General features: G+C 67.2%; 16 protein-coding genes and 1 tRNA gene. 12 read left to right on the forward strand and 5 right to left on the reverse strand.

Annotated features, from left to right (window positions below):
- The first annotated feature begins 150 nt into the window (after positions 1 to 150).
- The 6 genes from AC4D2R_RS15375 (at position 151) to AC4D2R_RS15400 (ending at position 5,509) form a co-directional block, all read left to right on the forward strand.
- Positions 151 to 966 carry a phage holin family protein gene (locus AC4D2R_RS15375; RefSeq protein WP_490941000.1) on the forward strand — a complete coding sequence of 272 codons (816 nt, stop codon included), beginning with the start codon at positions 151 to 153 and terminating at the stop codon, positions 964 to 966.
- A 46-nt stretch (positions 967 to 1,012) separates the two neighbouring features.
- The gene (locus tag AC4D2R_RS15380; RefSeq protein ID WP_490941001.1) at positions 1,013 to 1,690 is read left to right on the forward strand and encodes a CDP-alcohol phosphatidyltransferase family protein; all 678 of its coding nucleotides are present in this window, start codon (positions 1,013 to 1,015) and stop codon (positions 1,688 to 1,690) included.
- Between the two features lie 72 nt (positions 1,691 to 1,762).
- Positions 1,763 to 2,638, forward strand: coding sequence for a DMT family transporter (locus AC4D2R_RS15385; protein WP_490903840.1), 876 nt, complete (start codon positions 1,763 to 1,765; stop codon positions 2,636 to 2,638).
- A gap of 52 nt (positions 2,639 to 2,690) precedes the next feature.
- Entirely contained in the window at positions 2,691 to 3,890 is a 1,200-nt protein-coding gene (locus AC4D2R_RS15390; RefSeq protein ID WP_490941002.1) for a glycosyltransferase, read from the forward strand.
- A gap of 134 nt (positions 3,891 to 4,024) precedes the next feature.
- A tRNA-Ile gene (locus AC4D2R_RS15395) sits at positions 4,025 to 4,098 on the forward strand.
- 220 nt (positions 4,099 to 4,318) lie between these two features.
- A complete protein-coding gene (locus AC4D2R_RS15400; protein WP_490941003.1) occupies positions 4,319 to 5,509 on the forward strand; it encodes an acyl-CoA dehydrogenase family protein in 1,191 nt (396 codons plus the stop codon).
- 97 nt (positions 5,510 to 5,606) lie between these two features.
- On the opposite strand, the gene AC4D2R_RS15405 is transcribed toward AC4D2R_RS15400, so the two are convergent.
- Positions 5,607 to 6,449 (reverse strand): murein hydrolase activator EnvC family protein, encoded by an 843-nt coding sequence (locus AC4D2R_RS15405; protein ID WP_490941004.1) that lies wholly within the window; start codon positions 6,447 to 6,449, stop codon positions 5,607 to 5,609.
- A 581-nt stretch (positions 6,450 to 7,030) separates the two neighbouring features.
- Here AC4D2R_RS15405 and rpsB point away from each other — a divergent pair.
- The 6 genes from rpsB to AC4D2R_RS15435 all read left to right on the forward strand — a co-directional run bounded on the left by rpsB (position 7,031) and on the right by AC4D2R_RS15435 (position 12,030).
- Entirely contained in the window at positions 7,031 to 7,951 is a 921-nt protein-coding gene (gene rpsB / locus AC4D2R_RS15410) for a 30S ribosomal protein S2 (protein ID WP_490941005.1), read from the forward strand.
- A 110-nt stretch (positions 7,952 to 8,061) separates the two neighbouring features.
- Complete coding sequence (tsf, locus tag AC4D2R_RS15415) at positions 8,062 to 8,898, forward strand: translation elongation factor Ts (protein ID WP_490903835.1); 837 nt, start codon at positions 8,062 to 8,064, stop codon at positions 8,896 to 8,898.
- 135 nt (positions 8,899 to 9,033) lie between these two features.
- Complete coding sequence (pyrH, locus tag AC4D2R_RS15420; RefSeq protein ID WP_490903834.1) at positions 9,034 to 9,774, forward strand: UMP kinase; 741 nt, start codon at positions 9,034 to 9,036, stop codon at positions 9,772 to 9,774.
- A gap of 102 nt (positions 9,775 to 9,876) precedes the next feature.
- Positions 9,877 to 10,434: a ribosome recycling factor gene (frr, locus tag AC4D2R_RS15425; protein WP_120166711.1), complete on the forward strand. Its 558-nt coding sequence runs from the start codon at positions 9,877 to 9,879 to the stop codon at positions 10,432 to 10,434.
- Positions 10,434 to 11,393, forward strand: coding sequence for a phosphatidate cytidylyltransferase (locus tag AC4D2R_RS15430; protein ID WP_490941006.1), 960 nt, complete (start codon positions 10,434 to 10,436; stop codon positions 11,391 to 11,393). Before frr ends, AC4D2R_RS15430 begins: the two co-directional genes overlap by 1 nt.
- Positions 11,394 to 11,448: 55 nt before the next feature.
- On the forward strand, positions 11,449 to 12,030 hold the full coding sequence (locus AC4D2R_RS15435) for a DivIVA domain-containing protein (RefSeq protein WP_490941007.1): 582 nt from the start codon (positions 11,449 to 11,451) through the stop codon (positions 12,028 to 12,030).
- 9 nt (positions 12,031 to 12,039) lie between these two features.
- On the opposite strand, the gene AC4D2R_RS15440 is transcribed toward AC4D2R_RS15435, so the two are convergent.
- The 4 genes from AC4D2R_RS15440 to AC4D2R_RS15455 are packed head-to-tail and all read right to left on the reverse strand — an operon-like array spanning position 12,040 to position 15,930.
- Positions 12,040 to 13,497 carry a sodium/solute symporter gene (locus AC4D2R_RS15440; RefSeq protein ID WP_490941110.1) on the reverse strand — a complete coding sequence of 486 codons (1,458 nt, stop codon included), beginning with the start codon at positions 13,495 to 13,497 and terminating at the stop codon, positions 12,040 to 12,042.
- 58 nt (positions 13,498 to 13,555) lie between these two features.
- Positions 13,556 to 13,996, reverse strand: coding sequence for a DUF485 domain-containing protein (locus AC4D2R_RS15445; RefSeq protein ID WP_490941008.1), 441 nt, complete (start codon positions 13,994 to 13,996; stop codon positions 13,556 to 13,558).
- An 8-nt stretch (positions 13,997 to 14,004) separates the two neighbouring features.
- A complete protein-coding gene (locus AC4D2R_RS15450) occupies positions 14,005 to 14,724 on the reverse strand; it encodes a LytR/AlgR family response regulator transcription factor (protein WP_490903830.1) in 720 nt (239 codons plus the stop codon).
- Between the two features lie 18 nt (positions 14,725 to 14,742).
- Positions 14,743 to 15,930 (reverse strand): sensor histidine kinase, encoded by a 1,188-nt coding sequence (locus AC4D2R_RS15455; protein WP_490941009.1) that lies wholly within the window; start codon positions 15,928 to 15,930, stop codon positions 14,743 to 14,745.
- Between the last annotated feature and the right edge of the window lie 224 nt (positions 15,931 to 16,154).

Here is a 16,154-nt window from a genome sequence, read left to right on the forward strand (position 1 = left end):
GCGGCCCCGGATCGGCTTTCCCGCATACCCGCTCAGCCGCGGCTGCGCGAATGTGAACGGGAAAGAATTTCCAAAAGGGCCCGGACGGCACCGGTGGTAATTTTAGGGGCAGTATCTTCGGCACAGGACCAGGAATGGAGGCGGGGCACAATGAACAGCTCGGCTAGCACACGCGGTAAGCGGTCAACCGGTTCGCTCTCCCTGTTTGGGCTCATCAGGCTTTTCACGCGGCTCACCCCGCGTCAGGCCAGCGACGAATTCTCGCTCGCACTGGAGCAGATGAAGCAGAAGGGCGTCAAGGCCGGTGTTGCGGCAGCCATCCTCGCCGTCGCCGTTGTCTTTGTCGCGTTCCTCGCCGTCGCCCTGGTGGTCGCAGCCATCTCCGGGCTTGCCGAGGTGATGCCGGCCTGGCTTGCCGCGCTCCTCGTCGCACTGCTGTTCCTGATTATCGCGGGAATCCTGGCGCTCATTGGAATCTCACGGTTCAAGAAGACCCTCCCGCTCCTGCCCGAGGACGCGATCCGCGGAGTCAAATACGACCTGGGTGTGCTCAAGGAGGGCCGCAGCTTCGATCCGGCCACGCTCGACAGGCCCGAGCCCCGCGACGAGAAAAAGGAAGCCGAGAAGGAAGCCGACAAGGCGCCCAAACAGCCGGGTCCCTCGTACGAGGAACTGCGCGGCCGCTCCGGGGAGCGCCGTATGCATCTGGCTGACGCCCGCGACTCGCTGGGCAGCCAGCTCGATATCAAGACACGCATCGCCGAGGCGAAGAAGAAGGCCCGGGCACGGGCCGCCCGCTCCAAGAGCGCAAACACCGGCCGCCGCAGCGACGACGTCGCTGCCGTCGCCGTCGAGAAGCAGGTTCCGCACACCGTTACGCTTGCCGACCGCTGGCAGCCGTTGACCGTGCTAGCCGCCTCCCTCGCCGCGCTCGTCGTGATGCTCAGGCGCCTGCTCTCCAAATAACCGCTCTGCCGTGCGCCTGCCTGCATAATGGGCAGGGGAGGAACTAGTGATTCGATTGATCGGCGCTGGCACGCGCACCGGCGCGACGCCCGTCGAACTGACGACGCCCTGGACGGTGCCGAACGTGGTGACGCTCGTCCGGTTCCTTGGAGTTCCCCTCTTCGTCTGGTTCATCATCGACAAGGACTACGGCGCTGCGGTCCTGACCCTCGTGATCCTTGGGTCAACGGACTGGGTCGACGGGTACGTGGCGCGGCGTTTCAACCAGGTGTCGTCGGTGGGCAAGTGGCTGGACCCGGTGGCCGACCGCACCGCACTGATCACCGTCGCCGTGACTTTCGTCGTCGACGGGGTGGCCCCTGCCTGGCTCGTCTGGACCATCGTCATTCCCGACGCCATCCTGATCGTCAACGCGCTCATCCTTTTCCGGGGACGGCTTCGGCTGCGGGTGAGCACCGTCGGCAAGGTGCGGACGGCGCTGCTCCTCGTGGGATCGCCCCTGCTGCTGCTGCACCGGGTTCCGGGCTATGAGGGCCAGTGGATTCTCACGACGGCCAATGCCCTCCTCGTCGCCGGGTGCATCGGCCACCTCATTGCCTTCTACGGCTACTTCACCGCGGCACACCGGAAGTACCGTGCCGAGAAATACAGCGCGGAGGCGGAGGCGGCCCGTTCAGCCGGCGAGCAGACGGATGGAGCCGGGGACTCAGCACGTGAGCTCTGAGCCCGCGCCGCACAGATCCCGGTCCGGTCCGCAGCCGGACGCCGGGGATCCCCGGCAGGCCGCAGGTCCCCGATGACCTTCCTCGCCATCGTGCTGGCCCTCGCAGGGGCGGCCTTCCTCGCCTTCGGCGCCCAGCGCCAGGGCAGTGCCGTGCGCGTGAACACGGGTGGGCTTTCGCTGAACTCGACGAGCTTCGCCCGGCTGCTGCGCAACCCGCGCTGGGTCTTCGGACTTTTTCTGCTCGTCACCGGGATGGCCCTCAACGTCGTCGCCCTTTCCCTGGCAACCCTCACCGTTGTCCAGCCGATCGGGGCGATCGCGCTGGTGATCACCACCGTGGTCAACTCCAAGGACCAGGGAATCCGGATCAACCGGCCCACAGTCGCCGCTATCACGGCGTGCGTCACCGGCAGCGCGCTCTTCGTGCTTCTCGCCGTCAATGTGACCCGCGCCAACCATGCGGTCGCGGTCGGCCAGGAACTCTCGGTGGTGCTGCTGCTGACCCTCGCCGTCGTCCTCTTCGGCTCGCTCGCGCTCCTCGGTCGGCGGCGGCTCAACGCCTTCGCCTACATCCTCGGGGCCGGCGTGCTTTTCGGCTTCGTCGCGGTGCTGACCAAGATCATCGCCACCCACCTGCTCGAGCCCAACGGCCGCTTCCTGCTCAACGTCCCCTGGTACACGGTGTTCGCCCTGGTCGCCGCCGCCGCCCTCGGGTCGTGGTTCGTCCAGAGCGCCTACGCCACCGGCCCGCCGGACCTCGTCATCGCCGGGCTCACCGTGATCGACCCGATCGTCGGAATCGCCGTGGGCATTACCATCCTCGGCGAACTGCAGCCACAGGTAAGCGCCGTCATAGCAATCGGCATGGCAGCCGCGGCTTTGATTGCTATCGTTGGAGTAGTTGCGTTGTCCCGCCATCATCCCGATGTAATAAAGCGGCAGCGATGACGGTGCCGTAGGCCACCACCTGCCGCTTCCAAACCAATCTGGGGGATCCACAGTGAGTTATCCGGCTGTAAACAAGCCATTGACAGTCCTGATTGCCGCAGACACCTACCCGCCGAACATCAACGGCGCCGCCCAGTTCGGTTACCGGCTCGCCAAGGGAATGGCATCCCGTGGCCACACCGTGCACGTCCTCGCCCCGAACCCGGCCAACGGCAGGAGCTACACCGAAGAGCCCGCCGGGGACTGGACGGTCCACCGCCTGCGCTCGCACAGCGTGCCGACCCACGACTACTGGCGCATCTGCCTGCCGTGGGAGATCAAGCGCGACATCAGCATGCTCTTCGACCGGGTGCAGCCCGACGTTGTGCACATCCAGTGCCACTACATGGTGGGGGAGTACACCCTGTACGAGGCGGTGAAGCGCGGAATCCGGGTTGTTGCAACGAACCATTTCATGCCCGAGAACCTCAACCCGTTCCTTCCGTTCCCCGACTGGTTCAAGCGGATCGTCGCGAAGAACTCCTGGCGCGACATGGGCCGGGTCATGGGCAAGGCCGACGCCGTCACCACGCCGACACCGCTTGCGGCGAAGGCAATGCACGACCATGCCTTCCTCCGCACGGTGCTGCCCATCTCCAACGGCATCGACGCCGACGTGTACCAGGTGCGCCCCGGCGAGCAACTGCCCGAGAAGGACCACCCGACAGTGCTCTTCGTCGGGCGCCTTGCCGAGGAAAAGCACGTCGACGTGCTGATCGACGCCGTTGCGAAGACACCGTCCGAGCTCAACCTGCACCTCGAGATCGTCGGCGGGGGCGAGATCAAGCATGCCCTGCAGGCGCGGGCGGCGCGGCTGGGGCTCGGTGACCGCGTGAAATTCCTTGGACTGATCAGCGATGAGGACCTGCGGCTTGCCTACCTGCGCGCCGACCTCTTCTGCCAGCCGGGAACTGCCGAACTTCAGTCCCTCGTGACGCTCGAGGCGATGTCCGCCTCGACCCCGGTGCTCCTCGCGAACGCGATGGCACTGCCGCACCTGGTCAACCACGGCGAGAACGGCTACCTGTTCACGCCGCACGACAGCGACGAACTCGCCGGACGGATCACCGAGATCCTCCGCCTTTCGCAGGCTGACCGCGAGCGGATGGGCAAGTCGAGCCGGTCGATCGTCGAGAAGCACAGCCTCGAGGCGACCCTCGCGACCTTCGAGAAGCTGTACCGAGGGCAGCCGGTCGACACGGCGGCCGTTTAGCCGCCGGTCATCCGGTTCCGGCTGCACGGCACCTGCCGGCGCGGGAAGGCGGCGCCCGGGGCCCGGCCCAGCCGATACAATTGTGCGTGCAGACGGCCTTGGCTGCGGCGCGACCGCAGCGGATGCCGCCTCCGGGGGCTGTAGCTCAGCTGGTTAGAGCAGCGGACTCATAATCCGTTTGTCCTGGGTTCAAGCCCCAGCAGCCCTACCCCGGTGGACCCGATTTCCGCCATTTGTTGCACCCCGTGAAGTTCGCTTCACGGGGTGCCTTCGTTTAATCCGCTTTCATGAGGCGGACCCACCCCGTGCCCGTTGGGTGCTGGCGCACTATGTTACCGGCGGGTAACCTAGGTGGTGAAGGAAGTGTCGGGCGGGTGCCCGGGAATCAACGACGCCGATCATCGAGGATCAGGGGTAAGGGAACAATCATGAGCAAGCCGAGCATCGATCTCAACAACCTGCCCTATGCGGACGGCGACTTCCTCGCCTTTGAAGCACTCCTGACCGACAAGGAGCGTTCCCGGCTCGCCGAGATCCGGAGCTGGCTGGCTGCCGAGGTGCGCCCGAACGCCGTCCGCTGGTGGAATGAGGGCGTGTTCCCGCAGAGCATCGTTCCGCGGCTTGCCGAACTGGACGTGATGAGTCCAATCCGCCGCCAGGGGTATTCGAACCTGTTCGCCGGGATCGTGCACTCGGAGTTCACGCGTGCCGACACCTCGATGGCAACGTTTCTGGGTGTCCACGACGGCCTGTTCACCGGCTCCATAGAAGTGCTCGCCTCGAAGGAGCAGCAGGAAGCATGGCTGCCGGACATCTACGCCCTGCGCAAGATCGGCGCCTTCGGGCTGACCGAGCCCCTTGGCGGGTCCGACGTCGCCGGGGGTACCCGCACCACGGCGCGGCGGGACGGAGGAAACTGGATCCTCAACGGCGCAAAGCGCTGGATCGGCAATGCAACCTTCTCGGACTGGGTGATCATCTACGCCCGCGACGTCGCCGACAACCAGGTCAAGGGTTTCCTCGTTGATACGACGCTGCCCGGCTACTCCGCCACAAGGATCGAAAACAAGATCTCCCTGCGCTCCGTGGAGAACGCCGACATCTCCCTCGAAAACGTCGTAGTGCCCGACGAATTCCACCTCAAGGGCGCCAACAGCTTCAGGGACACCAACAAGGTCCTCAAAGTGACCCGGCTGTCCGTAGGCTGGCAGGCCGTGGGCCAGCAGCTCGCCGCGTTCGACGTCGCTCGGCGGTACGCCGTTGAACGGCAGCAGTTCGGCCGCCCGCTCGCCTCCTTCCAGCTCATCCAGCAGCAGCTGGTGCAGATCCTGGGCAATGCGATGAGCTCGATGGGCATGATGGTGCGCCTTTCCCAGCTCGAAAACGCGGGCCAGGCCAAGGACGAGCAGTCGGCCCTTGCCAAAGCGTTCACCACGGCCCGGATGCGCGAAAGCGTGGCGGCGGGACGGAACATCCTTGGCGGAAACGGAATCGTGACCGACTACGAAATGGCGAAGATCTTCTCGGACGCCGAGGCGATCTACTCCTACGAGGGAACCCAGGAGATCAACACCCTCGTTGCGGGCCGGTCGATCACGGGCATTTCGGCTTTCGTCTAAAGACCTCCCCCGGCGCCCATCGGAGGGGGCGGGTTGGGCGCCGGGGGAGCGGGGGCCGCCGTGGCCCTTCCTATGCTGCCCCCTCGGTGGTGATCCATCAGGTTCCCGGCGGGCCGTTCAGCGGCAGCAGGATCGAGGGGCGCCTGTCCGAAACGAAGCTGAGTGGATTGACGTAGTTGCCGTGGCGGCGCACCCCCCAGTGCACGCAGGGGAGAGGGCAGTGCGGGGGGCCGGCAATGCTGCCGAGTGCGGCGCCCTCGGCGACGTCGTCGCCTTTCTTCAACGGGCTTGCCACCGGCTCGAAGGTGCTCAGCAGTCCGTTTCCGTGATCGATGGTGATCACCGGACGGTCGACGACCACCCCGGCGAAGTGCACCCTGCCGGCGGCCGGACTCGAGACGTGCCTTGAAATCTCGGCTGCGAGGTCAACCCCGCGGTGCCCGGCCCGCCACGGCTCGGGCGGCGGCAGGAAATGCCGCAGGACCCGTGGCTCCGGCTGCAGCGGCCACGACCATGGTGGGCTGTAGCCGCCGGCAGCGCCACCCGGCGCTGGTCCTGGTCGGACTTCGCCGAGCGGTTGGCTGTGCCGGTAGCCCGGTGGTGTACGCGGCTGTCCTTCACCGGCAGGGGATACGGCGTTACCGTCACCTGGCTGTGCCCCTGCCCTGCCGTCGTTGGGCCGCGTCCCGGCATCGCGGTCATCGATGCGGTCATCGGTGCGGACGGCCGCTGGGTGGGTGCGGGTTGCCGCGGCATGTAAAGCCGCCCCCACCTGCCCGTCCGCGGATGGAAGGGAGGAGGAGCCGGCGGGCAGCGAGAGCGCGGCCACCAGGACAAGCACGAGCGCCCCCATCCGCGCCGGCGTTCGAGCCGACACGCATGGGCCGTGCGGCAGGCGCCCCAGCACCAGCGGTAACCAGAAGACAGGATCGCTCCTCACATCACCGACTATGCACCGGCCGCCCGCTTCCGCCTCAGCAATCCCGCCATATGTGGAAAAGCGCGTCCTGGGGCGCCGCTCGGATGCCTCCGCACCCGAATGCGACAGTCGCATGCAATATCCCGGGGGCGCCTGTCATTCCGGGGTGCGCCGGGCGGGACGGGGTGCGCCGGCACCCGATGACGACGTCGAGCGCCCCGCCGGCCAATGCACCACGCCGAACAACCGCCCCGGGCGGCGCGCGACCGCCGCCGTTCCGCCGGTTCCCGGGCCCCTGCGGTGTCCGAGGCGATAACACCGCTGTAGTACACTGAACAGAGCAGTTTGCTGGTTTTCGCTGTGGCATCGGGCCTTTCGCCCGTGGGTCGCGGCGCAGGGCAGGCTGACTACGCGTGCCTGTGACCCGCTCTGAAATGAAGCGGGCCATTTCTCCAACGGTCCGGAGCAATCCGGTGGAGGGGAATGGGTCTCAGCAACGGACAGGCGCCAGGAGTACCGCCCAGCCTGGGCGGAACGCTAACAACCGTCAACTAAGCAGAGGAAGCGCGCTGCGCACGCCCTGCTGAAATGAAAGGCATCCCATGCCAGTAGTAACAATGCGCCAGCTGCTCGACAGCGGCGTCCACTTCGGACACCAGACCCGCCGCTGGAACCCGAAGATGAAGCGCTTCATCTTCACCGAGCGCAACGGCATCTACATCATCGACCTCCAGCAGTCGCTGTCCTACATCGACCGTGCGTACGAGTTCGTCAAGGCCACCGTCGCCCACGGCGGAACCGTCCTGTTCGTTGGCACCAAGAAGCAGGCCCAGGAAGCAATCGCCGACCAGGCGACCCGCGTCGGCCAGCCCTACGTCAACCAGCGCTGGCTCGGTGGAATGCTCACCAACTTCCAGACCGTATCCAAGCGCATCCAGCGCATGAAGGAACTCGAAGAGATCAACTTCGACGACGTCGCCGGCTCGGGCCACACCAAGAAGGAACTCCTCCTCCTGAAGCGTGAGCTCACCAAGCTTGAGAGCAACCTCGGCGGTATCCGCAACCTGACCAAGGCTCCCTCGGTCATCTGGGTTGTCGACACCAAGAAGGAGCACCTCGCCATCGACGAGGCAAAGAAACTCAACATCCCCGTCGTCGCGATCCTCGACACCAACTGCGACCCCGACGAGGTCGACTTCCCGATCCCGGGCAACGACGACGCCATCCGCGCCGTCAACCTGCTGACCCGCGTTGTCGCCGACGCCGTTGCCGAGGGCCTCATCGCCCGCAACAACCGCGCCAACGGCACCGACACGGCAGCAGCCGAAGAGCCCCTCGCCGAGTGGGAGCGCGAACTGCTTGGCGCAGCCCAGGCCAACGCCGAAGCTCCGGCCGCTGAAGCAGCGCCTGCCGCCGAGGCCCCCGCCGCCGAGGCCCCTGCCGCTGAGGCTCCCGCCGCCGAAGAAGCCCCTGCAGCTGCAGAGGCTCCTGCCGAGGAAACCGCAGCAGACGACTCGAAGTAATTCCCAATGCGTAAGGGGTGTGGGTGATTCCGCGCCCCTTACGCATGTTCCACCGGCCCAGCGCCGGCAGGGATCCCCTTTGTAGAACAACCAGAACTTAGGAGTTTCATATGGCGAATTACACTGTCGCTGATATCAAGGCCCTCCGTGAGCGCACCGGCGCCGGCATGATGGACGTGAAGAAGGCCCTCGACGAAGCCAACGGCGACGCCGACAAGGCACTCGAGGTCATCCGCATCAAGGGCCTCAAGGGCGCAACCAAGCGCGAGGGACGCTCCACCGCTGAAGGCCTCGTCGCCGCACGCGTCGACGGCAACGTCGGCGTCATGGTCGAGGTCAACTGCGAGACCGACTTCGTCGCCAAGGCCGGACCCTTCATCGATTTCTCCAACAAGGTCCTCGACGCGGCCATCGCCTCCGGTGCCACCGACGTCGAGTCGCTTGTGGCTTTCGAGGTTGACGGCCGGCCCATGTCCGAGCACCTCATCGAGGCCGGCGCACTGCTCGGCGAGAAGGTCGACATCCGCCGCGTGGCCCGCGTTGAAGGCGCCGTCGTCGACGCGTACCTGCACCGCACCTCGAAGGACCTCCCCGCCCAGGTCGGCGTCCTGTTCGCCGTCGAAGGCGAAGGTGACGCCGCGGTCGAGGCCGCTCACGACGTCGCCCTCCACATCGCCGCTTACACCCCGACCTACCTGACCCGCGACGAGGTTCCCGCGGACCTCGTCGAGTCGGAGCGCCGCATCGCCGAGGAGACCGCACGCGCCGAGGGCAAGCCCGAGGCCGCGCTCACCAAGATCGTCGAAGGCCGCCTGACCGGCTTCTTCAAGGACTCAGTGCTGGTTGACCAGCCGTTCTCGAAGGACACCAAGAAGTCGATCGCCCAGGTCCTCAGCGACGCAGGCGTGAAGGCAACAGCCTTCGCCCGCTTCCGCGTTGGAGCCTAAGGCCTGAAGTCGGCTGGTTGTGACAAGTGAAAGGGTGGCCGCCCGTGGTGGCCACCCTTTTTCGCGCCCGAATCGGCGCACCGTATCCTTTTTACAAACTGTGTGAACACACCTGCTCGATGCCCGGGAGGCACCATGGACAACCTTGAATCGGCAATCACCGGTGGAAAAAACGGCCGGCGGCGGGTGCTCCTGAAGCTCTCCGGTGAGGTCTTTGGAGGCGGAAAGCTCGGCGTCGATCCCGAAACCGTGAGGGCCGTCGCCAAGCAGATCGCCGCCACCGTCGGCGAGGTGGAGGTGGCGATCGTCGTCGGCGGCGGGAACTTCTTCCGCGGCGCCGAACTCTCCCAGAGCGGCATGGACCGCTCCCGCGCCGACTACATGGGCATGCTCGGCACCGTCATGAACTGCCTCGCCCTCCAGGACTTCCTCGAGCAGGCAGGCGTCGAGACCCGCGTCCAAAGTGCCATCACCATGGGCCAGGTCGCCGAGGCCTACATCCCGCGGCGCGCCATCCGCCACCTCGAGAAGGGGCGCGTCGTCATCTTCGGCGCCGGTGCGGGCCTGCCGTACTTCTCCACCGACACGGTCGCCGCCCAGCGGGCCCTCGAGGTCCACGCCGACGAGGTGCTGATGGCCAAGAGCGGGGTTGACGGCGTGTACACCGCCGACCCGCACAAGGATCCCACCGCCGAGAAGCTCATCACGCTCTCCTACGACGAGGCGCTGCGCCGCGACATCCGCGTCATGGACCAGACCGCAATGACCATGTGCAAGGACAACAACCTGGAGATGGTTGTCTTCGGCATGGAGGGCGAGGGCAACGTCACCCGCGCGATCCGCGGCGAGAAGCTCGGCACCCGCGTCAGCAACTAGCCGCACGGCCCCGGAAGCCGGGGCCACGGGCTCCGGCCCGTGAACTAGGATTGAACACTGGACCGGTTGCCGGGCAACTGAACGCAGAGCTAAGGAGAAATCGTGATCGAAGAGATCTTGCTAGAGGCCACCGAAAAGATGGACAAGGCCGTGGAGGCGGCGAAAGTCGACTTCGCGACGGTGCGGACCGGGCGGGCCAACCCTGCGATGTTCTCCAAGGTCATGGTCAGCTACTACGGTGCACCGACGCCGCTGCAGCAGCTCGCCTCCTTCCAGAACCCCGAAGCGCGCACCCTGCTGATCACCCCGTTCGACCGCGCTGCGCTCAACGACATCGAGCGGGCCCTGCGCGACTCCGACCTTGGCGCCAACCCCTCCAATGACGGCAACGTCATCCGGGTGGTGCTCCCCGAGCTCACGCAGGAGCGCCGCAAGGAATACGTCAAGCTCGTCCGGACCAAGGCGGAGGACGCGAAGATTTCGATGCGCAACATCCGCCGCAAGGCCAAGGACGGGCTCGATAAGGCCGTCAAGGACGGCGACGCCGGAGAAGACGAGGGCTCGCGCGGCGAAAAGGAACTCGACGCCCTGACCAAGTCCCACACCGACACCATCGACGACATGCTCAAGCGCAAGGAAGCCGAGCTCCTCGAAGTCTAATGAGTGAGCCTGAGCCTGTGCGGGCAACCGGGGCCTCCGATCCCGCCGTAGCCTGGGCCACCCGCCGAGAACTGCGCGAAGCGCGCAAGCGCAGTACCGGACTCTTCACGCGGAAACCCCGGGCTCCCCGCGAGCCCGGGGCGCCTTCGCGTGCCGGCCGCAACCTGCCTGCGGCGATCGGGGTCGGCGCGGCGCTTCTGGTGCCGGTGCTCGCGGGCCTGTTCCTTGTCCCGGTCGCCTTCGTGGCACTCGTCACGGTCTTCGGCGTCGTTGGCGTCTGGGAGGTTGCCCGCGCCCTTGAGGTACGGCGGATCAGCGTTCCCGTCATCCCGTCCCTCGCGGCAAGCGTTGCCCTGCCCTTCGCCGCGTACTTCGGGGGAGCGGAAGGCTTTGCGTTCGCCGCTGTATTCTCCGTCCTCGCGCTGCTGCTGTGGCGCACGCTGGACCCGGCGCCCGAGGCGCCGCGGAGCATCATGGCCGCAACCTTCACGCTGCTGTGGGTTCCCTTCATGCTCAGCTTCGCGATGCTGCTGCTGCAGGCCCCGGGCGGGGACCTGGTGATCGCCACCCTGCTGCTGCTCGTCGTGGCCAATGACACTTTCGGATACCTGATCGGCGTGATGTTCGGCAAACACCCGATGGCGCCGGCGATCAGCCCCAAGAAGTCGTGGGAGGGCTTCGGCGGCTCGATCGGCGGGGCGATGGTCGTGGGCGTGCTGTGCGCCGTCTTCCTGCTGGACCAGCCCTTCTGGGTGGGACTGATCCTCGCCGTCGCGATCGTCGCCGCAGCCACAGCCGGAGACCTCGCCGAATCGATGATCAAGCGCGAACTGGGCGTCAAGGACATGGGAACCCTCCTGCCCGGGCACGGCGGCATCATGGACCGCCTCGACTCCATCGTGTTCGCCTCACCGATGGCATTCCTTCTGTCGGCTACATTGGTTCCGGGGTTGCTGTAGCGGAAGGGGATTCCGCCAACCCTACTTTTGGTCTCAGTAGAAAGACACTTTCATCATGGACGATGCTCGCCAGGGCAGCTCACCGTTCGCGCGCGTCGGACGCCGCGAGTACGGCTACAACACCCGGCAGGTGGACCGCTTCCTCACCCGGGCGCGGGCGTTCTACAACGCGGTCGAACCCGGGGTCGAACCCGTCACCAGCACCGACGTGCGCTCCGCGGCCTTCGATCCCGCAAAGGACGGCTACAACCCGCAGGCCGTCGACGCGGCCCTCGACCGGCTCGAGGACGTCCTGGCGCAGCGCGAGCGTGACCAGCTCATCGAGTCGAAAGGCGAAGATGCCTGGCTCATGCAGATTGGGCGCACCTCGGCCGTGATCCGCGGCAGGCTGCGCCGGGCCCCGGGGGAACGCTTCCGCCGTCCGTCGTCACGGAAGAAGGGCCCAAGCTACAACGTCGACGACGTCGACGCCCTGTGCGAGAAGCTCCGCGGCTACTTCGAGAACGACATGCCGCTCAGCGTCGATGTGGTGCGCCGGGCCGTGTTCCGTGAAGCCTCCGGAGCGGAAGGATACGAAGAGACCCAGGTCGATGCCTTCCTTGACCGGGTCGTCGAGCTCATGGCAGCGATCGACTGACGCCGGCTGCTAGTCCGTTTCCGGGCTGTGCAGCCTCGCCAGCACCCGCGAGGCGCTCACCGGCCGCCTTCCGCGCGTCGCCCGTGACACCGCAACGGTGACCAGGAACGCGGCCGGGACTGTCCACAGGGCCGGCTGGCTCAGCCACTCGAACCCCGCGGCAGCGCCGGGGCCCATCAGCGAGGCGGCAAGCATCGAACCGCCGCAGAGGACGGCGCCGGTAAGCATCCCGGCGACCGCACCCACGTCGGTCAGCCCGCGCCACCAGATGCCCAGCAGCAGCAGCGGGCAGATTGTCGAGGCGGTGAAGGCGAACACCGACCCCACGCTCCCGGCCAGCGCCAGCGAACTGGTGAGCAGGGCAAGGACCAGCGGGATAAGCGTCGAAAGCACGGCGGCGCGCTGGAACCCTCGCACGCTGCCTTTGAAGAACTCCTGGCTGAGAACCCCGGCGATTGACACCACGAGGCCGCTGGTCGTCGAGAAGAACGCGGCGAACGCCCCGGCGGTTACGAGCGCCGAGAGGAGATCGCCCGCGGCGCCGGAGAAGACGGTGCTTGGCAGCAGCAGCACCGTCGCATCAGCCGACCCGGATGCGGCAAGGCCGGGGGTGTGGATCCTGCCCAGGATGCCGTACACGGTGGGAAAGAGGTAGAACACCGAGAGCAGGCCGAGCACCAGGAGCGTGGTGCGCCGGGCCGAGGTGCCGTCCGGGTTCGTGTAGAAGCGGACCAGCACGTGCGGCAGCCCCAGCGTGCCGAACAGCAGCGCGATCACCAGCGACACCGTCGTATAGAGGGACGCCCCGGCAGTCGCGTTCAGGTCGGCGGTGAACGCCGCCCCGCCGCCGGTGATCGGCTGGCCTTCGGCGCCGAGCCGCAGGAGGATGAAGACCGCCGGGACGGCGAGGGCGGTGAGCTTGAGCCAGTACTGGAACGCCTGGACGAACGTGATCGAACGCATCCCTCCGCTCATGACGCTCGCGCACACAACGACGACGACGGCGAGCGGGCCCACCCAGGAGGGAAGGCCGGTGGTGATGCTCACCGTCAGCGCCGCACCGTGCAGCTGCGGAACGATGTACAGCCAGCCGACCACGACGACGAGCAGGCTCGTCACCCGCCGGGCCCACAGTGACTCGAGCCGGGCCTGGGCGAAGTCGGGGATGGTGTAGGCGCCAGACCTGCGCAGCGGGGCGGCGACGAAGAGCAGCAGCATCAGGTACCCGGCGGTGTAGCCGATGGGAAACCACAGGGCGTCAACCCCTGAGACAAGGATCAGGCCGGCAACACCGAGGAAGCTCGCCGCCGAAAGGTACTCGCCGCCGATCGCCGAGGCGTTCCACCACGGGCGGACGGTCCGCGAGGCGACATAGAAGTCGCTTGTGGTGCGCGAGATGCGGAGCCCGTAGATGCCGATCAGCACCGTGCTCGCCGCGACGACGGCAAGCGCCGTGTACCCCACCATGGGATTGAGGCCTGCGCCGGCCCATCCCGGGAGCGCTTGGGCCAGCGCGGTGGAGCCGTCAGCCCTCACCAATGAGCTCCTTGAAGCGTCTTTCGTTGCGCGCCGCGCTTCGCACATACAGTGCTGCGCAGCCGATCGAGAGCGGATACACACCGACGCCCAGCAGCAGCCACGGCACCGGTACGCCGAACACCGCCACCTCGTTGATGGCGGGAAACAGGCCAAGGAGCACCGGAATCCCGATGAGGATCAGCAGGAATCCTCCAGCGACAACAAGGGCCAGGCGCAGCTGGGAACGGATGAGGGAGGCAACGAAGACCTCACCGACCTCCGAGTGTTCCTCGAGTTCGCGCGTCACCGGGAACGCGCCGCTGCTCGGCCGGGCGCTGGTGCGCGGCGCAGTGACGCGTACCCGCGGCGGCGGACCGGCAGGCATCACCTCCGGCACGGGCTGAGCGGGCCCGCCGGGCAGGGGGCCGGGCGTTCTGGGGTCGGGCATCGGGGCCACTACTGGCCCGGGCGCAGGCGTGTTGCTTCGAGCTTGCCGCGCAGGTCCGGAAGATGGCGCCGGCTCACCGGGAGCTCGGCGTTGCCGACCATGACGCTGGCCCGGCCTGCGTTAATGCGTACGAGGCGGACCTGGTCCATCGCCACAAGGTAGGACCGGTGGGTGCGCAGGAACCCGGCATCCGCCCACTGCCGTTCGAGGTCGTTGAGGGGGATGCGGATCAGGTAGCTCGCCTCCGAGGTGTGGAGCCGGGCGTAATCGCCCTGGGCCTGCACGTAGCGGACGTCGTCCCTGCGGATCATGCGGCTGACCCCGCCCTGATCGACGGTGATGAGTTCGGGAGCCGGGGTGCCGCCCGCTGCCAGTTCGCAGATCCTTCGCACCGACTCCGCCAGCCGCTCCCGCCGCACGGGCTTCAGGAGGTAGTCGACCGCGCGCAGCTCGAAGGCCTCGACGGCGCGGTCCTCGTCTGCCGTGACGAACACGACGGCGGGCGGCTTGGGGAAACCCGCAATGACCCGCGCGAGGTCAAGCCCTGACAGTGCGGGCATGTGGATGTCGAGGAACAATGCGTCGACGTCGTGCTTCTCAAGCGCGCTCAGCGCCTCGGCGCCGCTTGAGGCCCTGTGGATCGCCCCGACCCGGGGGTCCTTGGACAGCAGGAAGGCGAGTTCCTCGACAGCGGGAAGCTCATCGTCGGCGATGACCACATTGACCATGCACCCTAGGTTACGCGGTCAGGTGTGGTGGCCGGGCTGGGATTTGGGAACCCGCAGGGTGATCAGGGTGCCGGCTCCGGGTGCGGTGTCGATAATGAGGCCGTGGTCGTCGCCGTACACCTGGCGGAGCCGCGCGTCGACATTGCGCAGGCCCACGTGGACGCCCTCGGTGTGCCCGGCCAGCACAGAGCGGAGATGCTCGGGTTCGATGCCCACGCCGTCGTCCTCGATCGTGACCTCGGCGAAGGCGCCGGCGTCGTGGGCGGTGATCGAAATATGGCCCACGCCGTCCTTCGTTTCGAGGCCGTGGCGCACCGCATTTTCGACAAGCGGCTGGAGGCTCAGGAACGGGATCACCGTGCTGAGCACCTCCGGCCCGATCTCGAGCGAAACCTTGAGCCGGTCGCCGAACCGGGCGCGTTCGAGCAGAAGGTACCGGTCGATGCTGCGGAGTTCCTCGGCAACCGTCGTGAAGTCGCCGTGGCGGCGGAAGGAGTACCGGGTGAAGTCGGCGAACTCCACCACGAGATCCCGCGCCCGCTCCGGGTCGGTGTTGATGAATGAGGCGATGGCGTTGAGCGAGTTGTAAATAAAGTGGGGGCTGATCTGCGCCCGGAGGGCACGGACCTCGGCCTCGATGAGCAGGCGGCGCGACGAGTCCAGTTCGGCCAGTTCGACCTGGGTGGAGACCCAGCCGGCGAGCTCGTTGACGGCGCGGACCAGGCCGGCGCTGGCGTCGGGGGCGAACGCCCCGACAGTGCCGACAACGCGCTTGTCCACCCGGATCGGTGAGACGACCAGCTCGCCTTCCCCCGGCAGCCGTGCCGCGTCGAGCTGTGTGCGCCGGATGATTTGCGTACGCCCCGATCCAAGCACCTCCCGGACGAGTTCCATGTACTGGCCGGGCACGGTGCGGGTCCCGTCCCAGCCCAGGACGGCGTCCTCGTCGGTGATCACGAGGGTGTCGCAGTGAAGCAGGCCCCGCAGGTGGCGGCTGGCCTTTGAGGCACCCGCCGGCGTCAGACCCTCGCGGAGGTGCTCGGAGGCAAGGGCCGCGGTGTGAAGGGTTGCATAGGTGGCCCGGTCCGCATCGGATCCCAGTTCGCGCGCGGAGCGCGTCAGGCGGAACCCGACGGCGGCGACCGCGACGAGGGTCAGTACCGCTATGGCGCACACCAGGGCGGTGTCGACGGCGGCGCTGAACATGGCTCTACAGTAGCGCCCCGCCCGCCCGGGGCGCCGCCGCCGTGTCATCACTCCGTGCCGGCACCCGCCGACCGTTCGTCGCAGCGGGCTGCGCGCTCGGCGACAGGAGCCGTTCAGTGCTGGAAAAGCCGCGGGCCGTGCGCCACAGTGATGGGAGTCACACGGGAGGGCCGAGCCTGCCCGGCAACGCCGCCGGCTCCGCAGGGGTGACGGCCCGAGTAGAG

The organism is Arthrobacter sp. TJ-217 (assembly GCF_058269255.1).